Here is a 25,993-nt window from a genome sequence, read left to right on the forward strand (position 1 = left end):
ACCTTTTCATAATATTGATTGAGTATTCAAGCTAACCTTTCGGACAGTTCCTCTTTAATTTATTTTTTATCGTGCCTGTTTTTTATACTTTTGGGTACTTATGCACGGAGAAATTCGAGCATTCTTAGTTGGGGCGGGTTTATTCGGGCGTTATTTCAAATCAAACAGATAAGTAATTTTCACACTGATTGTCCCGTGCGCAGCACGGGAGAAGTAATCTTTCTTGGTAGTGCTGTAAAAATCGGATAAAGCAAAGTAGTAACGCCCTTCGAGCAACAGATTGCCGGCTTTCTTTGTCTTAAGCTCTATACCTCCGCCACCGACGATTCCATAGTCGAACTTATTGTTGATCTTACCTCCGTATACGGCTTTTTGAGTATCGGTCAGAGTATTCATATCTATATTCTGTTTTTCTTCCGATTCTCCGATCAAGAATCCAATCTGAGGTCCCGCATGGATAAAAAACTGCAATCCTTTTTCATGACCGAAAGCCAGATGCGCAAGAAAAGGAACGTCGATGTAGCTCATTTTGCGTGTATATCCCCGTGTAGCATCTTTTACCGTTTGTCCTTTTTCATTTACAGTTTCAAACAATTCATCCCATCCGCGTTGCGAAAAGTTTATTTCAAGCTGCGCGCCGCAAATCATCGAGAAATATTTCTCGGAAATATAACGCGCGGTAACTCCACCGGTCATTCCCAACAATGTCTTTTGCTTGATGGTAGGAGTGAAGAAACATTTGTTTAAATTAAGACCTCCGTTTACACCCACGGAAAAGTTATGGCGAAGTTCACCTATCTGAGCAATACTTGGAAGTGTGAGAACCGTCATTAGAATGAAGGCAATCAAAAGCGATTTCATTTTTATCATACTCGTCTTTCTTATTCGAAGTCAAGTTTTACTAATTCAAAATTTCTGGTGAAATGAATGAAGAATACTTTTTTATTGATAAATCCTCCCCAATTATTCACCCGTTCAAATTTAAATCCTGTTTGAATAGGTGTCAGATTCATTTTATCGAGATTTTTCTCCAATTCCGATCCATACCTTGTCAAACCTTTCAGGAAAAAGAATGCCGTATCGAAGCCAAGCATCCCGTAACTGGGATATTTGCTCGCTAAATCTTTACTGTACCATTTATGATAAGCGTTTGTGAATTGTACGGCAGCAGGGAATAAAGTATTGGTATAGAAAGACGAATAAAAATACACATCCAGTTCAAAGAAGCTGTCCAAATGGTCGCGGGTGTAAGTTTGCCATTCCGGATAGCCGAACAAATGTATGTTTTGCTCCGTAGTTTCTCTAACCAGCAACGTCAGCTGCGGAAGAATCTTTATGAGTGTGATATTGCTTCCTGATGTCGGTATGAAAATATTCTCCTTATTTTCACGAACGGCAGCTTTAAGCGTGCTTTTATCGGCATTTTCACTGACAAAGCTCATCGTTACTCCTTTATTTTTCAAATCTTGCTTCATACCGCTGATGAAATCGGCTTTTTCCTTGTCATCATTGGCTGCTTCCATGAATATGACGTGAGCATTAGGAAACTGACGGGTAAAATGTTCGTATACCTCCGAATATAAATAAGATTGAGGCGTATTGATCTGATAGACGAGAGGATTTTTGAAAACTTCTTGTCCTCTGGAAGAGAAAGGAATCACAAGTCGGATATTATTCTTTTGGGCAAAAGCAGACAAAGGCTTGATTTGCTGCTGATGCATAGGACCGAATATGACATCCATTCTTTTCATCTCTTCTTTGGCCAGAATCACATTCAACGAAGAACTCTCTTTACCGCAATCGTATACATACAAATCTACGGAAGTTCCGGCGCGTTTCAGGCTATCTATCGCCATCAGGAAACCTTCGTAATATTCCACCATTCGCTTGTCTTCCTGAAAAGGTAGCAGAACAGCCGCTTTTATGGTGGAAATTTCCCGAGGAGTTTCTCTATTTTCACGGAAAAGCTCGCTATTGCTTGGAGGAGTGGCAGGCTGACTCTCCGATTGAGAGGGATTTAGCAAGGCAGCACCCGGATAAGGAATACAAAGAAACTGTCCTTTTTTCATTCCTTCTTTCAATTCCGGATTGGCGGCAATCAACACCTTTTCGCTGATTCCGTATTGACGGCTTACACTGAAAATCGTTTCTTTACGTTTTACCTTATGCATATCCTTGCATCTCGACTGCACCGGACCTTTAATCGGTTTACTTGCCGGCAACTCTTGTTTAACGGAGACCGCATCTTTCTCCAGCGGGATACGTATGACTTGCCCGATGCGGAAATTCTCGGCGCTTAAGCCCGGATTGGCATCGCAAATGACCTTCGCCGACACGCCATATACGGTCGTCAGTTTATACAGAGTTTCTCCGGCTTGGATGGTATGAAACGTTTCTCCTTGCTGTATCTCCTTACCTTTGGGAATTTTGATAGTCTGTCCGGCGTATATTTTATCTTCACATCCCGGATTCAAACGGATGATGTCGGTTGTAGTGACGTTATACATACCGGATATGGAATATAAACTCTGACCTTTTTCGATGGTATGCAAAAAGTAAGATTGATTCTCCTGCGCATACCCCATCGTATATGAAATGCTTATAATTAGCAAAAGCAAGGATATTCGACTGATTAGTTTCATTAATTTATAACGGTTAGTTCTTTAAATTAAGAAACAAAGGTACGAATAAATGTATTATATCTTCATAAGTTTTGAGTTAAGAAAATAATATTGTGCTTTTTTAGGAGCATATTTCATGCGGAAACATTAATTTTGCAGCATTTATGAAAGAAAAGAATATGCAGGAAACGGAATATATCAACGTGTACGGGGCGCGTGTGCACAACTTGAAGAATATCGATGCGGAAATTCCTCGCGACAGTCTGACGGTGATAACCGGATTAAGCGGCAGCGGTAAGTCTTCATTGGCATTCGACACGATATTCGCCGAAGGGCAGCGTCGCTATATCGAAACTTTTTCGGCGTACGCCCGCAACTTTTTGGGAAATCTGGAACGCCCCGATGTGGATAAGATCACGGGATTGAGTCCGGTGATCTCTATCGAACAGAAAACGACGAATAAAAACCCGCGTTCTACGGTGGGCACTACGACGGAGATATACGATTATCTTCGTCTGCTTTTTGCCCGCGCCGGTATAGCTTATTCTTATTTGTCGGGCGAAAAGATGGTGAAATACACCGAAGAGCAAATCATCGAGCTGATTTTAAATGATTATAAAGGCAAAAAGATATTTTTACTCGCTCCATTGGTGCGTTCGCGCAAGGGACATTACAAAGAGTTGTTCGAACAGGTACGCAAAAAAGGTTACTTGTATGTCCGTGTAGACGGGGATGTGCGTGAAATAACGCACGGCATGAAAGTCGACCGGTATAAGAATCACGACATCGAGGTTGTAATCGACAAACTGGTTGTAGCCGACAAGGATGATAAACGTTTGAAACAGAGCGTGGCAACTGCCATGAGGCAGGGAGACGGTCTGCTGATGATTCTGGATGCTCAGACCGAAAGCATCCGCCATTACAGCAAACGTCTGATGTGTCCTGTCACAGGGTTGTCTTATCGCGAGCCTGCGCCGCACAATTTTTCTTTCAACTCTCCGCAAGGGGCCTGTCCGAAATGTAAAGGATTGGGCATAGTCAACCAAATCGATATAGATAAAGTGATTCCCGACCGGGAGCTTTCCATTCATGAAGGAGCGATAGCCCCCTTGGGAAAATACAAAAACACAATGATCTTTTGGCAGATTGCCGCTTTGCTCGAAAAATACGACGCCGGATTGAAAACTCCTGTAAAAGAGCTTCCGGAAGATGCGCTTGAGGAAATATTACACGGATCGGACGAACGTATTAAAATTAAGAACTCGCTGATAGGGACATCTTCCGATTATTTTGTGACCTATGAGGGCATTGTGAAATATATCCAGATGTTGCAAGAAAAAGATGCCTCGGCTACGGCGCAAAAATGGGCGGAACAATTTGCCAAGACGACTGTTTGTCCCGAATGCAAAGGAGCGCGCCTGAATAAAGAAGCGTTGCACTTCCGCATTCACGACAAGAACATCAACGAATTGGCGAATATGGACATCAATGAATTGTATGATTGGTTGATGAACGTCGATGCTTTTCTCTCGGATAAACAAAAGAAAATAGCCGCAGAAATACTGAAAGAAATCCGCACGCGCCTGAAATTTCTGTTGGATGTGGGGTTGGATTATCTGGCTTTAAACCGGAGTTCCGTAAGTCTTTCCGGAGGTGAAAGCCAGCGCATACGACTGGCGACACAAATCGGCTCACAATTGGTCAATGTGCTCTATATTTTAGATGAACCGAGCATCGGGTTGCACCAACGCGACAACCTCCGGTTGATTCATTCTTTGAAAGAACTCCGCGATATAGGCAACTCCGTTATTGTGGTGGAGCACGATAAAGATATGATGTTGGCGGCCGACTATATAATCGACATGGGCCCTAAAGCCGGACGACTCGGAGGAGAAGTTGTTTTCGCCGGTGTTCCGCAAGAAATGCTGAAGACAGATACTATGACTTCGCAATACTTGAACGGAAAGATGAAAATAGAGGTTCCCACCAAGCGTAGAAAAGGAAACGGCTTGGCAATACGGCTAAAGGGGGCGAAAGGGAATAATCTGAAAAATGTGGATGTCGAATTCCCGTTAGGCAGATTGATCTGTGTGACCGGAGTATCCGGCAGCGGAAAGTCTACCTTGGTTAATGAAACATTACAGCCGATTCTTTCACAGAAATTCTACCGTTCGTTGCAAGACCCGCTGGAGTATGACTCCATTGAAGGTATAGAACATATAGACAAGGTGGTGAATGTCGATCAATCGCCCTTAGGCCGTACTCCACGCTCCAATCCCGCTACCTATACCGGTGTATTTTCCGACATCCGTAACCTGTTTGTCGGCTTGCCCGAAGCGAAGATTCGCGGATATAAACCGGGACGTTTCTCTTTCAATGTTTCGGGAGGGCGTTGCGAAGCCTGTTCAGGAAACGGATATAAAACCATTGAAATGAATTTTCTTCCCGATGTCTACGTGCCTTGTGAGATTTGTCACGGCAAACGTTACAACCGAGAAACGCTGGAAGTACGTTTCAAAGGAAAATCGATAGCCGATGTGCTCGATATGACCATCAACCGTGCCGTCGAGTTCTTCGAGAACGTTCCGCAGATCCTGAACAAAATAAAGGTTCTGCAAGATGTCGGATTGGGTTATATCAAACTCGGGCAATCGTCTACCACGCTTTCCGGCGGAGAAAGCCAGCGTGTGAAACTGGCAACGGAGCTGGCAAAAAGAGATACCGGCAAAACGCTTTATATACTCGACGAGCCCACTACAGGACTTCATTTTGAAGACATCCGCGTACTGATGGGAGTACTTAATAAATTGGTTGATAAAGGGAATACGGTGATTGTAATCGAACATAACCTCGATGTCATCAAAATGGCGGACTATCTAATCGATATGGGACCCGAAGGCGGAAAAGGCGGCGGTGAAGTATTAAGTTTCGGAACACCGGAAGAAGTGGCAAAAAGCTTGCAAGGATATACCCCGAAGTTTTTGAGGGAAGAGATTGGAGGTTGATTAAAAAACTATTATACGAACAACGAAAATGAAAATCAATAAAACGAATGCCGCCCGCTTGCTCGACAAGGCCCAAATTCCTTATGAACTTATCGCTTACGAAGTGGATGAAAACGATTTAAGCGCAGTACATGTAGCTGCCGGCTTGGGAGAGAACATAGAACAAGTATTCAAAACGCTTGTGTTGCATGGTGATAAAAGCGGTTACTTTGTATGCGTTATTCCCGGAGAGCATGAAGTCGACCTGAAACTTGCCGCCAAAGTATCCGGAAACAAAAAATGCGATTTGATTCCTATGAAGGAGCTTCTTCCGCTTACCGGATATATACGCGGAGGCTGTTCGCCTATCGGGATGAAAAAACATTTTCCCACATATATTCACGACACTTGCCTTCGGTTTCCACACATCTATGTAAGCGCCGGTGTACGGGGATTGCAGATAAAAATATCTCCGGGTGATTTGATCAGGGAATCGAAAGCGGAAGTCTGCCGCTTGTTTGAATGACAACTTTTGTTGATAATTGCTGAATAATTCAGGAAAAAGTATATATTTGCAGGAAATAATCATTTTTATTAATCTAATATTTATTTTTATATGTTTGAAGGACAACCGAAAGGTTTATATGCTTTGGCTCTAGCCAATACCGGAGAGCGCTTTGGCTATTACACAATGCTTGCTATTTTCACACTCTTTTTGCAAGCAAAATTTGGTTACTCGGCCGCTGAGACCTCTACCATCTTTGGTTCATTCCTGGCCGCCGTTTATTTTATGCCGCTTGTTGGGGGTATTTTAGCGGATAAGTGCGGCTATGGTAAGATTGTTACAATCGGCATTGTAGTCATGTTTGTCGGTTATTTGCTCTTGGCAATTCCTACGGCTGCCAATTCAACCGGAAAAATGATGATGTTGGGAGCTCTTTTCCTGATAGCTTGCGGTACCGGCTTCTTTAAAGGAAATTTGCAAGTAATGGTAGGTAATCTTTATGACTCGCCTGAGTACAGTTCAAAAAGAGACACAGCTTTTAGTTTGTTCTATATGGCTATCAATGTGGGCGCATTGTTTGCTCCTACAGCTGCGACCAAAATGACTAATTACGTGCTTTCCGGCGCCGGTTTTACATACAATGCGCAGATTCCTTCATTGGCCCATCAATTTCTAAACGGAACAATCAAACCGGAAGGAAGCGCCGCTTTGGAAGGATTGAAAGCAGCGCAGGGATTCACCGGTGACATGGCTTCATTTTGTTCGACCTACATTGAAAAGCTTTCTGAAGCTTATAATTACGGTTTTGCTGTAGCATGTATTTCATTGATTGCTTCTATGGCTATTTACCTTGGTTGCCGGTCAATGTACAAACATGCCGATTATAACTCCAAACAAGCCAAAACATCCAACAACCATAATGAACCGGAACTTACTCCCGAACAGACCAAACAGCGTATTGTTGCTTTGCTGCTTGTTTTCGCGGTGGTTATTTTCTTCTGGATGGCATTCCATCAGAACGGTTTGACGATGACATTCTTCGCACGCGACTATACGACGCAATATGTTACCGGAATAAACCGTATCGGTTTTGATGTATGGAATCTTGTTCTTATCATCATTGCGGTATACGGAGGTTTCTCATTGTTCCAGTCTAAAACCGGAAAAGCTAAAATAATTTCCGGAGTTGCAGTATTGGCTTCACTGATCATATTGGCGGGAAATTATTATGCGATGGATGATACCATAGAGATTCTGCCGCAAATTTTCCAACAGTTCAACCCATTCTTCGTAGTTGCCTTAACGCCGGTATCTTTGGCTATATTTGCTTATTTAGCAAGGAGAAAGAAAGAACCTTCCGCTCCTCGTAAAATCGGTATCGGTATGGTGATTGCAGCCTGTGGTTTCTTAATTTTGTCAATAGGCTCTATAGGTTTGCCTACACCTACCGCGATAGCTGCCAAAGGAATCGATCCCGATACACTGGTTTCTCCCAATTGGTTGATATCCACTTATCTGGTATTGACATTTGCCGAACTGTTGCTTTCTCCGATGGGTATCTCTTTTGTATCTAAAGTAGCTCCTCCTAAATATAAAGGAATGATGATGGGAGGATGGTTTGTCGCCACAGCCATTGGAAACTATATGGTTTCTATCATCGGTTATCTGTGGGGTGACATGCAACTTTGGATGGTATGGAGCGTATTGATCGTATGCTGCTTGTTGTCCGCATTGTTTATCTTCTCGATCATGAAGAAGCTTGAGAAAGTCGCTTAATTAATATTTTGCTACATAGAAAAAGGTGGTGACAGGTTCTGTTCTTGTTACCACCTTTTTTATATTGCTCTGTTTTTATATCTCCAACTCCATGATATAATCATTCATATAATATCCGTTTCCAATTGGGAAATCTCCTTCAGCTATTTTTTTCATCTCCATGCGCTCGTAGAATTTTATTGCTTTATTATACCGATTTACGTTGAGCCTTAATCTACAATGGCCGGGATGCAGGTCTTTAATGTACCGGATTATTTCTTTGAATAAAAAACTTCCGCAATTCATCCCTTGGAAAGAAGGCAACACATACAACTTCTGCAAATGAAAAATACTTTCTTCCTCTTGTACTATGGAACCATAACCGCAAGGGATACCGCTGTTGTAAGCAATGAAATAAAGATGCCCTTGCTCTTGCATTTGCTTATAAATATGGTCAGGTGCATACATCCATTCCATCATGTAGTCTATTTGTCCGGAAGACAAAATGTTTTGATAAGTTGACGGGAAAACCTGCTTCGCCATTTGATGTATAAGAAAACAGTCCTCTGTTGTCGCTTTTCTGATAACAAACATAAGCATAATTTTTTATTGGCTATATGGAAGCAAATGTACGAAAGTTTTTCGATAAACAATTCGCTCCTCCAATATGTTAATTGTTTATAATTAAAGGTACCATGTTATACATAGTACTATCGGAATATATATTTTTGCTGAACAAAATTTGAATAATATGAATATAGAAAATGTAAAGTCTCAGATGCGAAAGGGGCTGTTGGAATATTGCATCCTGTTGTTGCTCCATAAAGAACCGTTTTATGCCTCGGATATTATTCAGAAACTGAAGGAAGCCAGGCTGATTGTGGTAGAGGGAACCTTATATCCATTGTTGACGCGTTTGAAAAATGACGATTTATTGAGTTATGAGTGGGTGGAATCGACGCAAGGTCCGCCGCGCAAATACTACCGGCTGACTGCGAAAGGAGAGGAGTCTTTGTTGGAGTTGGAGCTTTCGTGGAAAGAATTGAATGAAACCGTGAACCATATTGCAAACAGATAATCTGAAAAAAGAAATAACAATGAAAAAGACACTGACTGTAAATTTAGGCGGAACAGTTTATCACATCGATGAGGACGCCTATCGTTTGCTGGATAATTATTTAAACAATCTTCGTCTGCATTTCCGGAAACAACAGGGGGCGAATGAAATAGTGGATGACATGGAAAACAGAATCTCCGAACTCTTCTCGGAGAGAATCTCCCTGAGCAAACAGGTGATAACTGTATCCGATGTAGAGGAAGTCATCGCACGAATGGGAAAACCGGAAGATCTTGCAGATGCCGAGAGCGGAGATGAACCGGGAGAAAATCCGAAAGAAGAGGGGAAAAGACAGAATAACGACCGTTCGGGCGGCAGCAGGCGCTGTTTTCGCGATCCTGACAATAAAATGTTGGGCGGTGTAGCCGCAGGCCTGGCCGCTTATTTGGGGTGGGACGTTACGGTGGTGCGCCTTTTAATGATTGCTTTAATATTTCTTCCTTATTTCCCGATGGTCATTATCTATCTTGTATGCTGGCTGCTTATTCCCGAAGCGCGCACGGCTGCCGAGAAGTTGAGCATGCGGGGCGAAGCCGTCACGGTAGAAAACATCGGTAAGACCGTTACAGACGGGTTTGAACGGATGGCGGACGGAGTAAATAACTATATGAGATCAGACAAACCGCGTACGCTTCTTCAGAAGATAGGGGACGCTTTCGTAGCGGTGGTGGGATTTATACTCAAATTATTCTTAATCGCTCTGCTGATTGTCTGCTTCCCTGTACTGTTCGTATTGGCTATTCTTTTTGTCGCGTTGGTGATAGCGATTATCTCCATAGCGATTGGCGGCGGAGCATTGTTGCTCGAATGGATCCCTACGATTAACTGGGAACCTTTGGCTTCGATATCTCCCATAATGACTGTAGTCGGCACCATGGGGGGAGTACTTTTTATAGGTATTCCATTGGTCGGACTGGCTTATTCCATTCTTCGCCAGTTGTTCCATTGGCAGCCGATGGGAAGTGTGCTGAAATGGTCGCTGTTCATACTGTGGGTGACGGGATTGGTGCTTTGCATCATTAACTTGTCCGCTTTAGGATGGCAACTGCCGTTGTATGGATTGCATCGGGTATGACAATAGCGCTTTTCCATGAAATTTTCCGTTTTGAGAATCATTCTTTTTCATTATGTTTGCAGCATAATGAAGCATGAATAGAAAAAGTAAGCATGGGCGAACATATATGTTTCAGAAGAAATGAGCGTTTGGCCACGATAAATCCTTATTGGAGAGGAAATCCCGTGGTACGCGGACGTTATTATAACCGGCAACACCGCTATCGTCCCGGCATGGGCAGTGTGTTGAAATGGCGTTTGTCTCCGAATCCGCAGCGAAAAGAGAAGAAGAACACCAAATGGAATCCGAAAGTCTGCTATCTTCATTCATTGGATTCCGCCACCGGAAATTGCCTGATATGGCTCGGACACAACTCTTTTTTCCTTCAATTGGCAGGAAAAAGAATCATGTTCGATCCTGTATTCGGGAATATTCCTTTTGTACGCAGAAGAAGCGAACTGCCCGCAAACCCCGATATTTTCACGGGAATCGATTATTTGCTGATAAGCCACGATCATTTCGATCATTTGGACAAACGAAGCGTTGCCCGCTTATCGGCAAACAATCCGCAGATGAAACTGTTTTGCGGATTAGGCACCGGAGAACTCATAGAAAGTTGGTTTCCGCAGATGGAAACGATACAAGCATGCTGGTATCAGCAGTTGGAAGACGAGTCGTTGAAAATCACTTTTTTGCCCGCCCAGCATTGGAGCAAGCGTTCGATGCGCGACGGAGGGCAAAGACTTTGGGGAGCGTTTATGCTTCAGGGTGATGGAATTTCGATATATTATAGCGGCGATACGGGATATGCGGCTCATTTCAGTGAGGTTCCCGAGTTGTTCGGACCGCCGGATTATGCTTTGTTGGGAATAGGCGCGTATAAACCGCGCTGGTTCATGCAACCCAATCATATATCTCCCTACGAATCGCTCACAGCGGCGGAAGAGATGGACGCGGGACTGACGATCCCCATGCATTACGGAACATTCGATTTGTCGGACGAGCCTCTGCACGATCCTCCGCAGGTTTTTGCCGCCGAAGCAAAAAAACGAAAAATACGGGTAGAGATTCCTTGCTTGGGTGAAGTCGTCAAACTGAATAAAAGGAGATAGACCGATTCAAGAAACTCGGCTTGCAGACAGTTCTCACGGATGAGAAAATGATAAACCATAACCGAAAGAAATAAAAAAGGGCCGTATCACACTCTGTTCGGAGTAAAGATACGGCTCTTTTTACTGTTCGTGAAGGCGCAAACTGCGTTCCCTTTCAAACATTCATGAAGAGCGTTTTATTTTTTCAGCCATTTGTCGAGCCATTCGAAGAAAGTCCGTTGCCAGAGGATGCCATTCTGCGGTTTCAACACCCAGTGGTTTTCGTCGGGATATATCAGCAATTCCGCCGGAACTCCACGCATGATGGCCGCATCGAAAGCCGCCATCGCCTGATTGGCAAGGATACGGTAGTCTTTCTCGCCATGGATGCAAAGAATCGGAGTGTCCCAACGGTCGACAAAGCGATGAGGTGAGTTGGCAAACGTGCGTTGCGCCACCGGATTCTGCTTTTCCCAGTACGCGCCACCCATGTCCCAGTTGGCAAACCATTTCTCTTCTGTCTCCAGATACTGCATTTCCATGTTGAAGATACCGTCGTGCGCAATGAATGCCTTGAAACGCTTGTCGTGATGTCCCGCCAGCCAGTAGACGGAGAAGCCGCCGAAGCTGGCGCCCACGCACCCCAGACGGTCTTTGTCCACATACGGTTCTTTCGCCATCTCGTCGATTGCAGTGAAATAATCTTTCATGCACTGGCCGCCGTAATCGCCGCTGATCTGTTCGTTCCATTCTCTGCCGAATCCCGGCAAGCCCCGGCGGTTGGGGGCGACAATGATATAATCGTTGGCTGCCATGATCTGGAAGTTCCAACGATACGACCAAAACTGGCTTACGGGGCTTTGCGGTCCTCCTTCGCAGAACAAAACCGCAGGATATTTCTTGTTCGGATCGAATTTCGGAGGATAAATCACCCAAGTCAGCATCTGTTTGCCGTCAGTCGTCTTCATCCATCGCGGTTCTACCTTACCTGTCTCCAGTTGGTCATAAATAGCTTTGTTTTCTTGCGTGAGTTGGGTAGTCGATCCGTCCGGCTCTATCGTATAAATTTCGTCCGCCATACTCATCGAATGTCTTTTGGCGATAAGTTTGTCGCCGCACAAAGCCACTCCTTCATAGTCGTACATACCGGAAGTGATGGATTTCACCGAATCGTTTGTCAGGTCGATCGCGCGGATATGCGTTTCGCCGTGCCATACGCCCGTGAAGTATATCGTTTTCGCGTCGGAGCTCCACACAAACGCATCTACGTTCGACTCGAAAGCTTGGCTCGCAAAACGCTTTTCTCCGGTCGCCAGGTCCATGATAAAGAGACGGTTCAAATCGGCCTCGTACCCGTCGCGCTCCATACTCTGCCATGCGATGTATTTCCCGTCGGGAGAATAAGAAGGATTCGTATCGTATCCCTTGTTCTCTTCGGTAATGTTCCGGGTCTGTTTCGTCTTCAAGTCGTAAATGTAAATATCGGAATTGGTAGACACGGCATATTCCAGTCCGGTCTTTTTACGGCAGGTGTAAGCCACCTCGTCCGAAGAAGGGTTCCAAGCCAGTTGTTCGACACCTCCCCACGGGCGCATCGGACTTTCGTACGGTTCGCCTTCGAGAATATCGACTACATTTGAGATTTTATCGCCATCGAAATCGGCGACAAAAGGATGCGGAGCGCCCGTTACCCATTCGTCCCAATGCTTATACATCAGATCGGTGACGATGATGCCCGTAGACTTCGGCAAGTCGGGATATTTATCGGCTGTGGTCTGCTTCGTTTTCACCTGTGAGACAAACAGCAACTTTCTTCCGTCGGGAGAGAATTTGAAACCCTCGATATCTTTGTCGTAATCGGTTAGTTGCCTGCGTCCCGTTCCGTCGGGATTCATTTCATAAAGCTGGCTGCTTCCGCTATCGTTGCTCAGGAAAGCGAGCTTGCTTCCCCCTTTGATCCAGGCCACTTCGTTCTCTTGATAAACGGTGCGCGTGATTTGCCGGTTATCCGTTCCATCGGCATTCATCACGAATATTTCGCGGTTACTTTTGTTCTCGGCGACACTGTAATAGGCCACCGTATACGCTACTTTCTTCCCGTCGGGCGATACCGCCAATCCACCGATCCGTCCCATAGCCCAAAGAGCTTCGGGAGTCATGCGCCTGCCTTCGATCTTGATATCCGATTTTTCGATAAGCACCTGACCTTCTTCTGTTTTGCCCGCGTCTTTTGTTCCGCCGCAGGCAGCCAATAACATTGCTGCCGACATCATAAATAAATTTGCTTGTCTCATATCATTTATTAAAATGTTTATTTGCTTGCGAAGATAATGAAAAAAGAACAAAAAGCAATCATCGGGCACAACAGTCGGGGGAGATAATAAGGAACGGTTGCTGAGCGGGAGCATTTTCATGCGGATACAGCGCGGAGGTGTTGAAGAAAACGCCGTATCCGTCGCAGTTTCTGCACGGTATATACGACGTATTATCCGCGTTTTAAAGCCACCCGCAAGAAGTCGTGAAAAAAGCCCGCCGCCTTTAAAAAAAACACGGCGGGCTTTGAAAAAAAGGCGGCGGGCTTTGTAATCAAACACGGCGGGCTTTTTTTCAGAGGCCGCCCGTGTTTTTTCAGATGCCAAAGCTTTTCCGAAAACCGCCAGCTTCGCTTGAGAAACATATCTCGCCGATTGATTATAAAATACCTGAAACGCTGTGGCAAGAATCTGCCGTATGCAAAAATAAACGGAAAAGAATCTATGGCAGTTCGTTCATTTTTCGTATTTTTGCATCCTGTTTTGAAATGGAAAAACTTAAATAAAAAAATATAATGGCAAAAGAACTGAAAGATCTGACCAAACGTAGCGAGAATTATTCGCAATGGTACAACGATTTGGTAGTAAAAGCAGACTTGGCAGAGCAATCTGCCGTGCGCGGCTGTATGGTGATTAAGCCTTACGGATACGCAATCTGGGAAAAGATGCAACGACAACTGGACGACATGTTTAAAGAAACAGGGCATGTGAACGCTTATTTCCCCTTGTTGATTCCCAAATCTTTTTTAAGCCGTGAAGCGGAACATGTAGAGGGCTTCGCAAAAGAGTGTGCGGTGGTGACACACCATCGCCTGAAAAGTTCGCCCGACGGCAAAGGCGTCGTGGTAGACCCGGAAGCTAAGCTCGAAGAAGAGCTGATTATCCGCCCTACATCCGAAACCATCATCTGGAACACGTATAAAAACTGGATCAATTCATACCGCGATCTTCCCATCCTGTGCAACCAATGGGCCAACGTGATGCGTTGGGAGATGCGCACCCGACTGTTTCTGCGCACTGCGGAATTTTTATGGCAAGAGGGACACACCGCCCATGCTACCCGTGAAGAAGCGGAAGAAGAGGCAAAGAAGATGCTGCATGTGTACGGTGAATTTGCCGAAAAATACATGGCTGTGCCGGTTGTAAAGGGAGTAAAATCGGCCAATGAACGTTTTGCCGGAGCATTGGACACGTACACCATCGAAGCGATGATGCAGGACGGAAAGGCTTTACAGAGCGGAACTTCCCATTTCCTTGGACAAAATTTCGCCAAAGCGTTTGATGTGCAGTTTGTCAACAAAGAGAATAAACTGGAATACGTATGGGCTACTTCATGGGGCGTATCGACCCGCCTGATGGGTGCCCTGATCATGACACACTCCGACGACAACGGTTTGGTATTGCCTCCGCATCTGGCGCCGATTCAGGTAGTGATTGTTCCTATCTACAAAAACGACGAACAGTTGAAGCAGATCGACGCAAAAGTTGAAGGAATCGTGGCGCGCCTGAAAGCGTTGGGCATATCCGTGAAGTACGACAATGCCGACAACAAACGTCCGGGCTTTAAATTTGCCGACTATGAGCTGAAAGGTGTTCCCGTGCGGCTTGTCATGGGAGGACGCGACTTGGAAAACAACACGATGGAGGTAATGCGCCGCGACACTTTGGAGAAGGAAACGGTGACTTGCGATGGAATAGAGGCTTATGTAAAAGACCTGCTTGAAGAAATTCAGGCGAATATCTATAAAAAGGCGCTCGACTATCGCAATTCGCGCATCATCAGCGTAGATACTTACGAAGAGTTTAAAGAAAAAATCGAAGAAGGAGGATTTATTCTGGCGCACTGGGACGGAACTTCCGAAACGGAAGAAAAAATAAAAGAAGAAACCAAGGCGACCATTCGCTGCATACCGTTCGATTCGTTTATTCCGGGCGACAAAGAACCGGGTAAATGTATGGTGACAGGCAAACCTTCGCCCTGCCGCGTAATCTTCGCCCGCTCTTATTAGGAGAGCATCGATGTAAAAAAACGACCGCACGGACTGAAAACCTGCGGTCTTTTTTTTGTTTTTATCTGCACAACGAAGGTTGCGGATGTCCCGGACTCTTACGGAGACTATCGCTCTCTTTTCTTTTTCGTTTTTGCTTCTTCGGAGGCAACGCTATCTGTTTTCATTTCCTGCTGAAGGTCTTCCTGCCGTTTCCGCTTGTTCCGGAGTTTCCATTTGTTCCAGAAAAAAAGGTCGCTCCATTTATTGAAATCTTTCTTATACATAATTCCCACACCTTGCGTGGTGAGGTTCGTTTTCGTATAGTAGCGGTCGTTCGTTTCATTATAGGCTTTCAACCGGATATCACCGGAACGTGTTATCAGCCATTCCGCCTCAAAATCACCCACGAAGTTGGTATTTGCCAGCGGATTGTCTCGGTAACCGAAATTACCGTTAATCAGCAGCCGGTTGTTTAATAACTGCCCCGACAAGATGCCTTCGAATTCCACATCCGTCCAACCTTTGTCGCCGGTACTCAAGTTGGTTCCTATATTCCAGTTGTTGGTTTCGAAAATTCGCGAAAGAGCATTGTTCAGTTGCCCGGAGAGAGTAGAGGAAAGAACGGAAGTCATCACGTAAGCGTTTTGATTTTCCCGCCGGACGTCTTCCGTATAGAATTTGCCCACACCCAGCAAATACAGGATTTGCATATTCATTTGTTCCTCCGTGCTGATGTAATTCCGCACCAACGACTGAATCTCGTCCCTCTCGTTCGGGAGTTCGATACCCAGCTTTATCGTGGGTTGAAGCAAGACGCCGCTCAAATTCATTATGCAATTCACCCGTACATTGGGTTGTTGAATAACGGTGGATGCATCGGGTATCAAGTCATTCAAAGACGCCGAGTTCACCGTGTAAGAAGCCTGAATATCCATGTTCGCGTCAAGAAGGGCTCCGTTGAAATTTATCGTACTGCCGTCTTTAATCACGAAGTCCTTGCGTATCACCTCTTGAAGGCTGAATTTATAAACTCCCTGGCTGATCCGGTAGTTGCCGAACATTCTCACGTCCCCCTTATTATAAAATTCCGTGCGGATGTTTCCCGTTCCTTTTCCGGTAATATAGTCGCCGGCTATCGGATCCATGACGATCCGCACAGTGGCGTCGGGGGTTACATCGGCCAGAATATTCAGCCGGATATCGGTATCTTGTTCCTTCTCAGACAGTTGTCGCTTCAATAATAAATCATCATAATCGTCTATCTGAACAGAGTCGCGGACAACACGGCGAGGTGTTTTATCTACAAACTTGATGAACTGACTGTTGGCAGCCAACGCTACATTTCCGTTAATATAGGTGAAGGAAGTATTCCGGTCTGTAGTCATCGCCACATTAACGTCGAGCCCTTGCGCCGCATTCCCCGTCAGCATGGCGTTTCCCGTGCCGTATATTGTGCCGTAGAAAGGCATGTCGGGAGATTCTTTCGTATTCATCACCAACATATTGTTGGTCTGTATTTCAAAACGATAGCTCAAGTCTTTGAAATGCTGAAAGCGCAAATAGCCGTTCATTGTTCCCTGATGACCTTCCACATCGGCAATCCGCATGTTTTTAAACGTCAATCCGGTAGGGGCGAGATGAATCGTGTCATTGATGGCGAACCGTGTGTTCAGTATATCAAACTTCATAGAAGCATTCGTCATGACAGCTCCATCGAGATTCAAGCCTTTGAATTTTCCATAAAAGTGTACTTTGCCGGTTCCTCTTCCTTTGATATCGTTTGCGATAGAACTCATATAATATTCGAGAAACTTCAGGTTCAGCTCACGGGCGTCAATATTCAAATCCAGTCCGCTTTCCGGTTTCAACGGATAAATGATGCCGCTGACACGGGATGGAGAATCGGCCATATCGCGAATGGAAGCATCCAGCAGGATTCCTCTTTTTTCATTATCCCATCCTCCGTTAATATCGGCATCTCCCAACCGCCCCTGATTAAGTGAGAAGTTTTTTACAAACAAACGCGCGTTTATCACCGGCTTCTTGAAAACCCCTGTCGCATAAGCGGTTCCGGTAGCGTCACCTCCAAAAGCAACATCGTCGGAGATGCCCACTATATCGAAAACGTACCCCAGATTGATTTCTTTTAAACTGATTTTCACCGTATCTGCAGGGAGTTCCGAAAGACGGCCGTTGACACGTATATGCCGGTCGGCATGACTGAAATAGAAGTTGTTTACGTCTATTCTTCCGGAGTCGGCCACAATCTGTGAAGGATGAACCTGCCAAAGCGTATCGTTCAGAATAATATCGGTAGGGCTTACATCGACCACCGCTTTCAACAAAGGCTTTTCTCCTTCCGTGCGCAAAAACTTGGCGACAGCGGCAAGTTGTCCGCTATAAGTGGCTGTCGCATTATTTCCCCAATTGAAAGTTGCGCTTACGACGTCTTCTTTGGCTTGCGCGTTCAACGCAATGTTGACGGCATCCGCCTCTTTCTGATTCGTCAGCCGTAGTTTGATCTGAATATTGTCGGACGGATTGTCACAGAGAATCATCCCCGATTCAATCAGGTCGTTCTTATATTGCAGGCGGGGGAAATATCCTTCTACACGCAAACGCTGACCCGCATCGTTAAAATACCCTTTCACTGTGGAGTGAGTATGAATACGTAAGGGTATATTAAATATTGCAGATAAGATATCCGTATTATATATATGTATATCGAACCGGAAGTTGTTATGCAATTTTTCCTGATGCTTGAAAGAGGGCAGCAGAGAAGGAACATATCTGCCGACAATATCGAGCATACTGGCAGACAAGGTCTGATATTGAAAGCTTCCTTCGATATTTGCTGTAAGGAACTCTGAGGTCAGCTTGAATTGGTTCTCATTATTTTGCCGGATAGCCTGAATATTCATGTTTCTCATGAAATATTCTTTCCCGGGAGCACTGAATTCCAGACTGTCGATATTGATTTCTCCGTTCATTTCGTCGACCGAACCTCCGGTGAAGTTTGCTCTGAGTTTTACGGAGAATTCCGCATCTGCGTAATTGGATGTAATATTCAACTCATGGGGGCGAATTTTGTCAATAACGGCAGAGAAATTGAAAGTAGGGACTTTGGATGCCAAATTGAAATCACCGTTTAAGTATACGGATCCGTTCGGATCGTTCATTGTTGCCTTCCCAGTAAAACCTCCTTTTTGATATTCGCCGTCCAGAGCGATGTTTTCGTACCTATAATCGCTGTATTCTACAGAAGTCACCAGACCTTTCATCCCAATGGAAGGATATTGCTTTTCCACATGCCGCCCGTGCACATCCAGGTTCAGTGTCACTTTCCCAAACAACTCATTTCCCAGCAGTTTCCCCAATTCAAAATCTTCAGTCTTCACAGCGCCCGAATAAGAAAAAGCCTTTTTCTCTTTGTCCGAACTCAGTTTCAAGTCTGTTTTTACGGCTCCAAGACTGGTTTGAAGCAGTCCGTAAGTTACCAAATCGGTAAAGTATCCCGATATTTCTCCGCGGAAAGCGATATTTCCCAAATGCTCCAGAAGGGGAGGAACCCCATTGTAATTATCGCTCAGGTTGCGTACCAAAAAACCTACTCCCCGGGAACTGGCACTCAATTCCGAAAGCTTGCCGAATATGTAAGCGTCTTTGGGATGGGAGAGATCTTGAACAGATACTTCTCCCAAGAGTCTGAATTGCCGGCCTTCGGCCGTAATCTCCAAATGAGGGCAGGAAAATTGGTCGACTGTACCGTTCACTTCCATGTTCAGCGTCACCGGCTCTTTGAAGTGCGATAATGCGGGGATAAAAGGAGAAATGTCTTTCGGCGTAATTTGGGAAGGTAAAATACGAAAAGAACAATGAGCCTGCTTAACAAACTGTTCGGCAGTCTTCACCCCGGCGTACATCAAGTGGATGGTATCCATTCGTAAAGAGCTTTCGGGCAATTCGATGGCAAAATTATCGATACTCATGCGCTTTTTGTTAGCCACCAGCTTCAGGCTCATCTTCTTCAACGAGAATCCCGAAGCCGCTTCATCCACACTCAAACGCTTTATCCCTACGTTGAGTGAGTCTTTGGTCAAAGCTTTCAATGAAAGGTTACCTATGATATTCTGAAATTGAAGATGCCGCGAATTGAATTTTCCGGGTGTTTCGGGCTCCGATAATAAATGATAGGTGACCTTCCCGCGACGGATTAAGACGGAATTGATACGAATATCCAGCGAGCTTTCGCGCTTTACGGTATCTTTAGAAGTAAATGCGTCCAGCACGAATTGGAAATTCGGCGGAGAATCGGGCGTTTCTTGCCTGAGATTCATGTTAAGACCGAACAGTTGTACATTGCTTATCGAAATTTTTCCTTTGAAAAAGGGAATAAAATCAAATTTGGCCGATAAACGGGGAATCTTCAGCAGTTCGTTCCCTTTCTGATCGTTCAGTAATACATCGTCAATAATGATCCGGTTCAATAATCCGATATCGATTTTGCCGATGGCAACCTCCGTGTTGAGAACCTTCGATAGCTCTTTCGATGCAAGCACACTCATGAAACGTTGAATACCCGGTATATTCAACAAAACAATAGTTCCGATATATACTCCCAGTACAATACCCACTATCCATCGTACAGTTCTTTTCAGTGCTCTTATAAGTTCTCTTTTTTTATTTTACGACAAAAATATAAAATAGTTCGTTATGAATCGTAGTTTTATCATTACTTTTGTGCCGTTTAATAGTTTATGACATATGAGTACAATTATATTAGGAATAGAATCTTCGTGTGACGATACCTCGGCCGCTGTCATTAAAGACGGTTATCTGCTGTCGAATGTAGTATCCGGCCAAGCCGTTCACGAAGCTTACGGAGGTGTAGTTCCCGAACTTGCATCCCGGGCGCATCAGCAAAACATTGTGCCTGTAGTACATGAAGCTTTGAAAAGAGCCGGCGTCAGCAAAGAAGAATTGAGTGCGGTTGCGTTTACACGTGGTCCCGGGCTGATGGGTTCGCTATTGGTGGGAGTCTCTTTTGCCAAAGGTTTCGCACGTTCTTTAGGCATTCCTTTGATTGATGTTAATCATCTCACAGGACATGTTTTAGCTCACTTTATTAAATCGGAAGGCGAAGAAAACAAACATCCCGAATTCCCGTTTCTCTGCCTGTTGGTGTCGGGAGGAAACTCCCAAATCATTTTGGTAAAAGCATACAATGATATGGAGATTCTGGGACAAACAATCGACGACGCGGCAGGAGAGGCCATCGACAAATGTTCTAAAGTGATGGGGCTTGGTTATCCGGGCGGTCCGATTATCGACAAGCTGGCGCGTCAGGGCAACCCGAAAGCGTTTACATTCAGCAAACCTCATATATCGGGATTGGACTACAGCTTCAGCGGACTGAAAACTTCATTCTTGTATTCTCTCCGCGATTGGCTGAAAGAAGACCCCGATTTCATTGAGCATCATAAAGCAGATTTGGCAGCATCGCTCGAAGCTACGGTCGTAGATATCCTGATGGATAAACTGAGAAAAGCGGCCAAAGCGTATAAAATCAAGGAAATTGCCGTAGCCGGCGGGGTTTCTGCCAACAATGGATTGCGAAACGCCTTTAAAGAACATGCCGAAAAATACGGATGGAATATATTCATCCCAAAATTCAGCTACACGACCGACAACGCTGCAATGATCGCTATTACGGGATATTTCAAGTATCTCGATAAAGATTTCTGCTCCATAGATCTTCCTGCATATTCGCGGGTTTGCCTTTAAAGGCGCGATACACTTAAAACAATATGTCATTACGAAAACAATGGAGCAGGAAATATGGATGGTGAAACGGAAAGTGTTAATTAATAAGTAGAAAATAATGTTTGCTGAAATCATAACAATTGGCGACGAACTGTTGATAGGGCAAGTTGTCGATACCAATTCGGCTTGGATGGGACAGGAGCTGAACAAAATAGGCATAGAAGTATTGCGTGTCGTCTCCATACGAGACCGGGAAGATGAAATAATGGAAGCAATCGATACTGCTTTAAGAAGAGTGAATGTTGTTTTGGTGACAGGAGGGCTCGGTCCTACTAAAGACGATATTACCAAACAAACTCTTTGCAAGTACTTTCGTACCGAGTTGGTTTTTAATGAAGAAGTGTTTCAAAACATCAAACGAGTGCTTGCCGGAAAGATTCCGATGAATGCGTTAAATAAGAGCCAGGCAATGGTTCCGAAAGAGTGCACGGTCATTAACAATCCGGTGGGGAGCGCCTCCGTAAGCTGGTTCGAAAAGGATGGAAAGGTACTCGTTTCAATGCCCGGAGTCCCGCAAGAGATGAACGCCGTCATGAAAGAATCCGTATTACCCAAATTGCATGAAAGATTTCATACGGATGTAATCATACACCGGACCTTTTTAGTTCAGAACAATCCCGAATCCGTTTTGGCGGAAAAGCTGGATGCATGGGAAAGCGCTTTGCCGGAATGCGTCAAATTGGCTTATCTGCCCAAACTCGGAGTCATTCGTCTTCGTCTGACGGCACGTGGAAAAAACCAGACGGAACTGGAAAAAACATTGGACACGGAGTCGGCAAAACTGAAGAACATATTGGATAATGACATTTTCAGCGAAGAAGATATTCCCTTGGAAATAATCGTAGGAGATTTACTAAGGAAAAATAATTTGACCGTCTCCACCGCAGAAAGTTGCACGGGAGGGAGTATAGCCGCACGTATAAGCTCTGTGCCGGGTTGTTCGGATTATTTTCGCGGAAGCATAGTGGCTTATTCTAACGATATTAAAAACACACTTCTCGGTGTTTCTGCCGAAACATTGGGAAAACATGGAGCCGTAAGTGAGGAAACCGTGACCGAAATGGTAAGAGGCGCGATGAAAGTGATGAAGACGGACTGCGCCGTTGCAACTTCCGGCATTGCCGGTCCCGGAGGAGGAACTCCGGAGAAACCGGTAGGCACGATTTGGATCGCCGTTGGTTATAAAAACGAAATTCGCACTTACAGGCAGGAGACAAATCGCGGGAGAAGCATGAATATGGAAAGAGCAGGCAATAATGCGCTACTTATGCTCAGGGATATGCTCAAATAAAGAAAAAAGAATACTTGGCTGTGAATTATTTAAAGAAATTCTTGTTTTATACGGATAAAAGTGCTTACTTTGCGTCCTGTTTGAAAGAAGTATAGATATAAAACTATAAAAATAAGATAGAAATGTCGAAGATTTGTCAAATTACCGGAAAGAAAGCCATGATTGGCAACAATGTTTCACACTCAAAGAGAAGAACTAAAAGAACCTTTGATGTGAACTTGTTTAAGAAGAAGTTCTACTACGTAGAGCAAGACTGTTGGATCAGCCTTAGCATCTGTGCTAACGGACTGCGTATTATCAACAAAAAAGGTCTGGACGCTGCGCTGACTGAAGCGGTGGCTAAAGGCTATTGTGATTGGAAAAGTATTAAAGTAATCGGCTAAAAAGGTAGAGGAGAAAACTTACAATGGCAAAGAAAGCAAAAGGTAACAGAGTGCAAGTGATTCTGGAATGTACAGAACACAAAGATAGCGGAATGCCGGGAACATCTCGTTATATCACAACAAAGAACAGAAAAAACACTACCGAAAGACTTGAGTTGAAAAAATACAACCCGATTCTGAAGAGAGTAACAGTACACAAGGAAATTAAATAATTATAAGAACTATCACCCATGGCAAAGAAAACAGTAGCAAGTTTGCACGAAGGAACAAAAGAAGGACGTTCTTATACCAAAGTTATCAAAATGGTGAAATCTCCTAAGACCGGAGCATACGTTTTTGATGAACAAATGGTACCGAACGATAAAGTACAAGACTTCTTCAAGAAATAATTGAAATAGCATCTAAGCTAAATATGTAAAATCCCCCTGCCGATTAGTTGGCAGGGGGATTTTTTATTGTATTTTTTTACTTTTCCAATCCTTTATTATATCTTTGTAGGCATTATGTATTATACAAATAACTATAAACATGGGATTATTCGGTTTTTTTTCAAAAGAAAAAAAGGAAACGTTAGATAAAGGATTATCTAAAACCAAAGAGAGCGTATTTGGAAAAATAGCTCGTGTCGTAGCCGGCAAATCGAAAGTTGATGATGAGGTGTTGGATGACTTGGAAGAGGTATTGATCACCTCTGATGTAGGCGTGGAAACTACGTTGAATATTATTAAGCGTATTGAGAAACGTGTGGCGGCGGATAAATATGTGAATACTCAGGAGTTGAATCATATATTACGTGATGAAATAGCTGCTTTGCTTACAGAAAACAACTCGGGAGAGATAGTTGATTTTGATATGCCGATTGAGAAGAAGCCTTACGTCATCATGGTAGTAGGCGTAAACGGAGTAGGCAAAACAACTACGATAGGGAAACTGGCCTATCAGTTTAAAAAAGCCGGTAAATCTGTTTATTTGGGCGCCGCCGATACATTCCGCGCGGCAGCCGTAGAACAGTTGATGATTTGGGGAGATAGGGTAGGAGTGCCTGTAATCAAACAAAAGATGGGAGCCGATCCCGCTTCTGTAGCTTTCGATACGCTCAGCTCTGCGGTTGCCAACAGTGCGGACGTGGTGATTATCGATACTGCCGGGCGGTTGCACAATAAGGTAGGCTTGATGAATGAGTTGACTAAAATCAAGAATGTAATGAAGAAAGTTGTGCCGGATGCCCCCGACGAGGTGTTGCTGGTATTGGACGGTTCTACCGGACAAAATGCTTTTGAACAGGCGAAACAATTTACTTTGGCAACAGAAGTAACCGCTATGGCCATCACGAAATTGGATGGAACGGCTAAAGGAGGAGTTGTGATCGGTATATCCGACCAGTTTAAAATACCGGTAAAATATATCGGATTGGGAGAAGGAATGGAAGATTTACAGGTTTTCCGTAAAAATGAATTTGTAGACTCCTTGTTTGGTGACAACGCATGAGAAAAAAAGAAATAGATATCATCACATTAGGGTGTTCTAAAAATTTAGTAGATTCGGAGCAGTTGATGCGACAGCTGCAAGAGGTGGGGTACAATGTTACTCATGATACGGAAAATCCGAAAGGAGAAATAGCGGTTATCAACACATGCGGCTTTATTGGCGATGCCAAAGAAGAGTCCATTAATATGATTCTGGAGTTTGCTCAAAGAAGGGAAGAGGGAGACTTGAAAAAGCTGTTTGTAATGGGGTGCCTTTCGGAACGATATCTAAAAGAGTTGGCCGTAGAAATTCCTCAGGTAGATAAATTCTATGGGAAATTCAATTGGAAAGAATTACTGCACGATCTAGGGAAAGCTTATCATGAAGAGTTGCATATCGAGCGTACATTGACTACTCCGAAACATTATGCTTATCTGAAAATTTCAGAGGGGTGTGACCGAAAATGCTCATATTGCGCCATTCCTATCATCACGGGAAAACATGTGTCCAGACCGATGGAAGATATTCTGGATGAAGTGCGCTATCTTGTATCCCAAGGGGTAAAGGAGTTCCAGGTTATTTCGCAGGAGTTGACTTATTATGGTATCGACCTATATAAGAAGCAAATGCTTCCGGAGTTGATAGAGCGGATTTCCGACATTCCGGGAGTAGAATGGATTCGTTTGCATTACGCTTATCCGGCACACTTCCCGACAGATTTGTTTCGCGTTATGCGTGAACGAAACAATGTATGTAAATATATGGATATCGCCCTGCAACACATCAGCGACAACATGCTGAAACTGATGCGTCGCCAAGTGACGAAAGAGCAGACATACAGATTGATAGAGCAATTTCGCAAAGAGGTACCCGGCATTCATTTACGGACAACTTTAATGGTCGGGCATCCCGGAGAAACGGAAAAAGATTTTGAAGAACTGAAAGAATTTGTACGCAACGCACGATTCGACAGGATGGGAGCTTTTGCTTATTCTGAGGAAGAAGGGACTTACGCTGCTGATCAATATGAGGATTCTATCCCGCAAGAAGTAAAACAAGCCCGTTTGGACGAATTGATGGGTATCCAGCAACAGATTTCAGCGGAATTAAGCGCGCAAAAGATAGGTTCTTGCATGAAAGTCATAATAGACAGGATAGAAGGAGACTATTATATCGGACGAACCGAATTCGATTCTCCTGAAGTGGATCCTGAAGTTTTAATCCGGCGCCCCGAAACCGATTTGTGCATCGGTGGGTTCTATTGGGTAGAAGTTACCGACGCGGATGATTTTGATTTATACGCAAAGATTGCAGATTATCATGAATAATAAAGAGTTCACTTCAGAATTAGCCGACAGACTGGGATATACGACTAAGGACACTACGGACCTGATAACTTCTTTATTGGGGCAAATGACGCAAGAGCTTGAAAAAGGAAACAGTATTTCCATACAAGGCTTCGGAGCTTTTGAGGTAAAGAAAAAAGGGGAGTTCATTTCTGTGAATCCGGTTACGAACCAACGAATATTATTCCCCCCAAAACTGGTGCTCGCATACAGGCCGAGCAATATTTTGAAGGATAAATTTAAATAATTTTTT

Annotated in this window: 20 protein-coding genes; 15 read left to right on the plus strand and 5 right to left on the minus strand. The window is 44.2% G+C overall.

Features of this window, described 5'->3' with window-relative positions; genetic code table 11:
- Nucleotides 1-150: 150 nt before the first annotated feature.
- Nucleotides 151-870 carry a porin family protein gene (locus tag C234_RS0106790; protein WP_027325135.1) on the minus strand — a complete coding sequence of 240 codons (720 nt, stop codon included), beginning with the start codon at nt 868-870 and terminating at the stop codon, nt 151-153.
- A gap of 11 nt (nt 871-881) precedes the next feature.
- Entirely contained in the window at nt 882-2,642 is a 1,761-nt protein-coding gene (locus C234_RS0106795; RefSeq protein ID WP_027325136.1) for a LysM peptidoglycan-binding domain-containing protein, read from the minus strand.
- A 158-nt stretch (nt 2,643-2,800) separates the two neighbouring features.
- Between C234_RS0106795 and uvrA the strand changes: the two genes are divergently transcribed.
- The 3 genes from uvrA (at nt 2,801) to C234_RS0106810 (ending at nt 7,886) form a co-directional block, all read left to right on the plus strand.
- Nucleotides 2,801-5,626: an excinuclease ABC subunit UvrA gene (gene uvrA / locus C234_RS0106800; protein WP_027325137.1), complete on the plus strand. Its 2,826-nt coding sequence runs from the start codon at nt 2,801-2,803 to the stop codon at nt 5,624-5,626.
- Nucleotides 5,627-5,654: 28 nt separating this feature from the next.
- Entirely contained in the window at nt 5,655-6,131 is a 477-nt protein-coding gene (gene ybaK, locus C234_RS0106805) for a Cys-tRNA(Pro) deacylase (RefSeq protein WP_027325138.1), read from the plus strand.
- A gap of 90 nt (nt 6,132-6,221) precedes the next feature.
- Nucleotides 6,222-7,886 (plus strand): peptide MFS transporter, encoded by a 1,665-nt coding sequence (locus C234_RS0106810; protein ID WP_027325139.1) that lies wholly within the window; start codon nt 6,222-6,224, stop codon nt 7,884-7,886.
- A 75-nt stretch (nt 7,887-7,961) separates the two neighbouring features.
- On the opposite strand, the gene C234_RS0106815 is transcribed toward C234_RS0106810, so the two are convergent.
- Nucleotides 7,962-8,459 carry a GNAT family N-acetyltransferase gene (locus tag C234_RS0106815; protein WP_027325140.1) on the minus strand — a complete coding sequence of 166 codons (498 nt, stop codon included), beginning with the start codon at nt 8,457-8,459 and terminating at the stop codon, nt 7,962-7,964.
- 157 nt (nt 8,460-8,616) lie between these two features.
- Between C234_RS0106815 and C234_RS0106820 the strand changes: the two genes are divergently transcribed.
- The 3 genes from C234_RS0106820 to C234_RS0106830 all read left to right on the plus strand — a co-directional run bounded on the left by C234_RS0106820 (nt 8,617) and on the right by C234_RS0106830 (nt 11,148).
- The gene (locus tag C234_RS0106820; protein WP_021644483.1) at nt 8,617-8,943 is read left to right on the plus strand and encodes a PadR family transcriptional regulator; all 327 of its coding nucleotides are present in this window, start codon (nt 8,617-8,619) and stop codon (nt 8,941-8,943) included.
- A 19-nt stretch (nt 8,944-8,962) separates the two neighbouring features.
- A complete protein-coding gene (locus tag C234_RS0106825; RefSeq protein ID WP_027325141.1) occupies nt 8,963-10,057 on the plus strand; it encodes a PspC domain-containing protein in 1,095 nt (364 codons plus the stop codon).
- 92 nt (nt 10,058-10,149) lie between these two features.
- Nucleotides 10,150-11,148, plus strand: a complete 999-nt coding sequence (locus tag C234_RS0106830) for an MBL fold metallo-hydrolase (RefSeq protein ID WP_027325142.1) — start codon at nt 10,150-10,152, stop codon at nt 11,146-11,148.
- A gap of 176 nt (nt 11,149-11,324) precedes the next feature.
- Here the strand turns inward: C234_RS0106830 and dpp5 are convergent, their stop codons facing one another.
- Entirely contained in the window at nt 11,325-13,421 is a 2,097-nt protein-coding gene (gene dpp5, locus C234_RS0106835) for a dipeptidyl-peptidase Dpp5 (protein WP_027325143.1), read from the minus strand.
- Between the two features lie 533 nt (nt 13,422-13,954).
- Here dpp5 and proS point away from each other — a divergent pair.
- Entirely contained in the window at nt 13,955-15,448 is a 1,494-nt protein-coding gene (gene proS, locus C234_RS0106845; RefSeq protein ID WP_021644479.1) for a proline--tRNA ligase, read from the plus strand.
- Nucleotides 15,449-15,555: 107 nt separating this feature from the next.
- On the opposite strand, the gene C234_RS0106850 is transcribed toward proS, so the two are convergent.
- A complete protein-coding gene (locus C234_RS0106850) occupies nt 15,556-19,995 on the minus strand; it encodes a translocation/assembly module TamB domain-containing protein (protein WP_027325145.1) in 4,440 nt (1,479 codons plus the stop codon).
- A gap of 199 nt (nt 19,996-20,194) precedes the next feature.
- Between C234_RS0106850 and tsaD the strand changes: the two genes are divergently transcribed.
- The 8 genes from tsaD to C234_RS0106890 all read left to right on the plus strand — a co-directional run bounded on the left by tsaD (nt 20,195) and on the right by C234_RS0106890 (nt 25,987).
- Complete coding sequence (gene tsaD / locus C234_RS0106855) at nt 20,195-21,214, plus strand: tRNA (adenosine(37)-N6)-threonylcarbamoyltransferase complex transferase subunit TsaD (protein WP_027325146.1); 1,020 nt, start codon at nt 20,195-20,197, stop codon at nt 21,212-21,214.
- 97 nt (nt 21,215-21,311) lie between these two features.
- Nucleotides 21,312-22,544 carry a competence/damage-inducible protein A gene (locus C234_RS0106860; protein ID WP_027325147.1) on the plus strand — a complete coding sequence of 411 codons (1,233 nt, stop codon included), beginning with the start codon at nt 21,312-21,314 and terminating at the stop codon, nt 22,542-22,544.
- A gap of 122 nt (nt 22,545-22,666) precedes the next feature.
- Entirely contained in the window at nt 22,667-22,927 is a 261-nt protein-coding gene (gene rpmB / locus C234_RS0106865) for a 50S ribosomal protein L28 (RefSeq protein WP_021644475.1), read from the plus strand.
- 23 nt (nt 22,928-22,950) lie between these two features.
- On the plus strand, nt 22,951-23,139 hold the full coding sequence (rpmG, locus tag C234_RS0106870; protein ID WP_002560155.1) for a 50S ribosomal protein L33: 189 nt from the start codon (nt 22,951-22,953) through the stop codon (nt 23,137-23,139).
- Nucleotides 23,140-23,157: 18 nt separating this feature from the next.
- Entirely contained in the window at nt 23,158-23,316 is a 159-nt protein-coding gene (locus tag C234_RS17105) for a DUF4295 domain-containing protein (RefSeq protein WP_081688133.1), read from the plus strand.
- A 139-nt stretch (nt 23,317-23,455) separates the two neighbouring features.
- The gene (gene ftsY, locus C234_RS0106880; protein ID WP_021644473.1) at nt 23,456-24,415 is read left to right on the plus strand and encodes a signal recognition particle-docking protein FtsY; all 960 of its coding nucleotides are present in this window, start codon (nt 23,456-23,458) and stop codon (nt 24,413-24,415) included.
- Nucleotides 24,412-25,722, plus strand: a complete 1,311-nt coding sequence (rimO, locus tag C234_RS0106885) for a 30S ribosomal protein S12 methylthiotransferase RimO (protein ID WP_027325148.1) — start codon at nt 24,412-24,414, stop codon at nt 25,720-25,722. Before ftsY ends, rimO begins: the two co-directional genes overlap by 4 nt.
- The gene (locus C234_RS0106890; protein ID WP_027325149.1) at nt 25,715-25,987 is read left to right on the plus strand and encodes an HU family DNA-binding protein; all 273 of its coding nucleotides are present in this window, start codon (nt 25,715-25,717) and stop codon (nt 25,985-25,987) included. The genes rimO and C234_RS0106890 overlap by 8 nt, the downstream gene beginning before the upstream one ends.
- The last annotated feature ends 6 nt before the right edge of the window (nt 25,988-25,993 follow it).

The sequence above is a fragment of the Bacteroides pyogenes DSM 20611 = JCM 6294 genome (assembly GCF_000428105.1).
Lineage (GTDB): Bacteria > Bacteroidota > Bacteroidia > Bacteroidales > Bacteroidaceae > Bacteroides > Bacteroides pyogenes.

Coding starts and splice junctions, on each gene's coding strand:
- C234_RS0106790 (WP_027325135.1), bottom strand. CDS start 870: ATGATAAAAATGAAATCGCTTTTGATTGCCTTCATTCTAATGACGGTT.
- C234_RS0106795 (WP_027325136.1), bottom strand. CDS start 2,642: ATGAAACTAATCAGTCGAATATCCTTGCTTTTGCTAATTATAAGCATT.
- uvrA (WP_027325137.1), top strand. CDS start 2,801: ATGCAGGAAACGGAATATATCAACGTGTACGGGGCGCGTGTGCACAAC.
- ybaK (WP_027325138.1), top strand. CDS start 5,655: ATGAAAATCAATAAAACGAATGCCGCCCGCTTGCTCGACAAGGCCCAA.
- C234_RS0106810 (WP_027325139.1), top strand. CDS start 6,222: ATGTTTGAAGGACAACCGAAAGGTTTATATGCTTTGGCTCTAGCCAAT.
- C234_RS0106815 (WP_027325140.1), bottom strand. CDS start 8,459: ATGTTTGTTATCAGAAAAGCGACAACAGAGGACTGTTTTCTTATACAT.
- C234_RS0106820 (WP_021644483.1), top strand. CDS start 8,617: ATGAATATAGAAAATGTAAAGTCTCAGATGCGAAAGGGGCTGTTGGAA.
- C234_RS0106825 (WP_027325141.1), top strand. CDS start 8,963: ATGAAAAAGACACTGACTGTAAATTTAGGCGGAACAGTTTATCACATC.
- C234_RS0106830 (WP_027325142.1), top strand. CDS start 10,150: ATGGGCGAACATATATGTTTCAGAAGAAATGAGCGTTTGGCCACGATA.
- dpp5 (WP_027325143.1), bottom strand. CDS start 13,421: ATGAGACAAGCAAATTTATTTATGATGTCGGCAGCAATGTTATTGGCT.
- proS (WP_021644479.1), top strand. CDS start 13,955: ATGGCAAAAGAACTGAAAGATCTGACCAAACGTAGCGAGAATTATTCG.
- C234_RS0106850 (WP_027325145.1), bottom strand. CDS start 19,995: ATGAGTGTGCTTGCATCGAAAGAGCTATCGAAGGTTCTCAACACGGAG.
- tsaD (WP_027325146.1), top strand. CDS start 20,195: ATGAGTACAATTATATTAGGAATAGAATCTTCGTGTGACGATACCTCG.
- C234_RS0106860 (WP_027325147.1), top strand. CDS start 21,312: ATGTTTGCTGAAATCATAACAATTGGCGACGAACTGTTGATAGGGCAA.
- rpmB (WP_021644475.1), top strand. CDS start 22,667: ATGTCGAAGATTTGTCAAATTACCGGAAAGAAAGCCATGATTGGCAAC.
- rpmG (WP_002560155.1), top strand. CDS start 22,951: ATGGCAAAGAAAGCAAAAGGTAACAGAGTGCAAGTGATTCTGGAATGT.
- C234_RS17105 (WP_081688133.1), top strand. CDS start 23,158: ATGGCAAAGAAAACAGTAGCAAGTTTGCACGAAGGAACAAAAGAAGGA.
- ftsY (WP_021644473.1), top strand. CDS start 23,456: ATGGGATTATTCGGTTTTTTTTCAAAAGAAAAAAAGGAAACGTTAGAT.
- rimO (WP_027325148.1), top strand. CDS start 24,412: ATGAGAAAAAAAGAAATAGATATCATCACATTAGGGTGTTCTAAAAAT.
- C234_RS0106890 (WP_027325149.1), top strand. CDS start 25,715: ATGAATAATAAAGAGTTCACTTCAGAATTAGCCGACAGACTGGGATAT.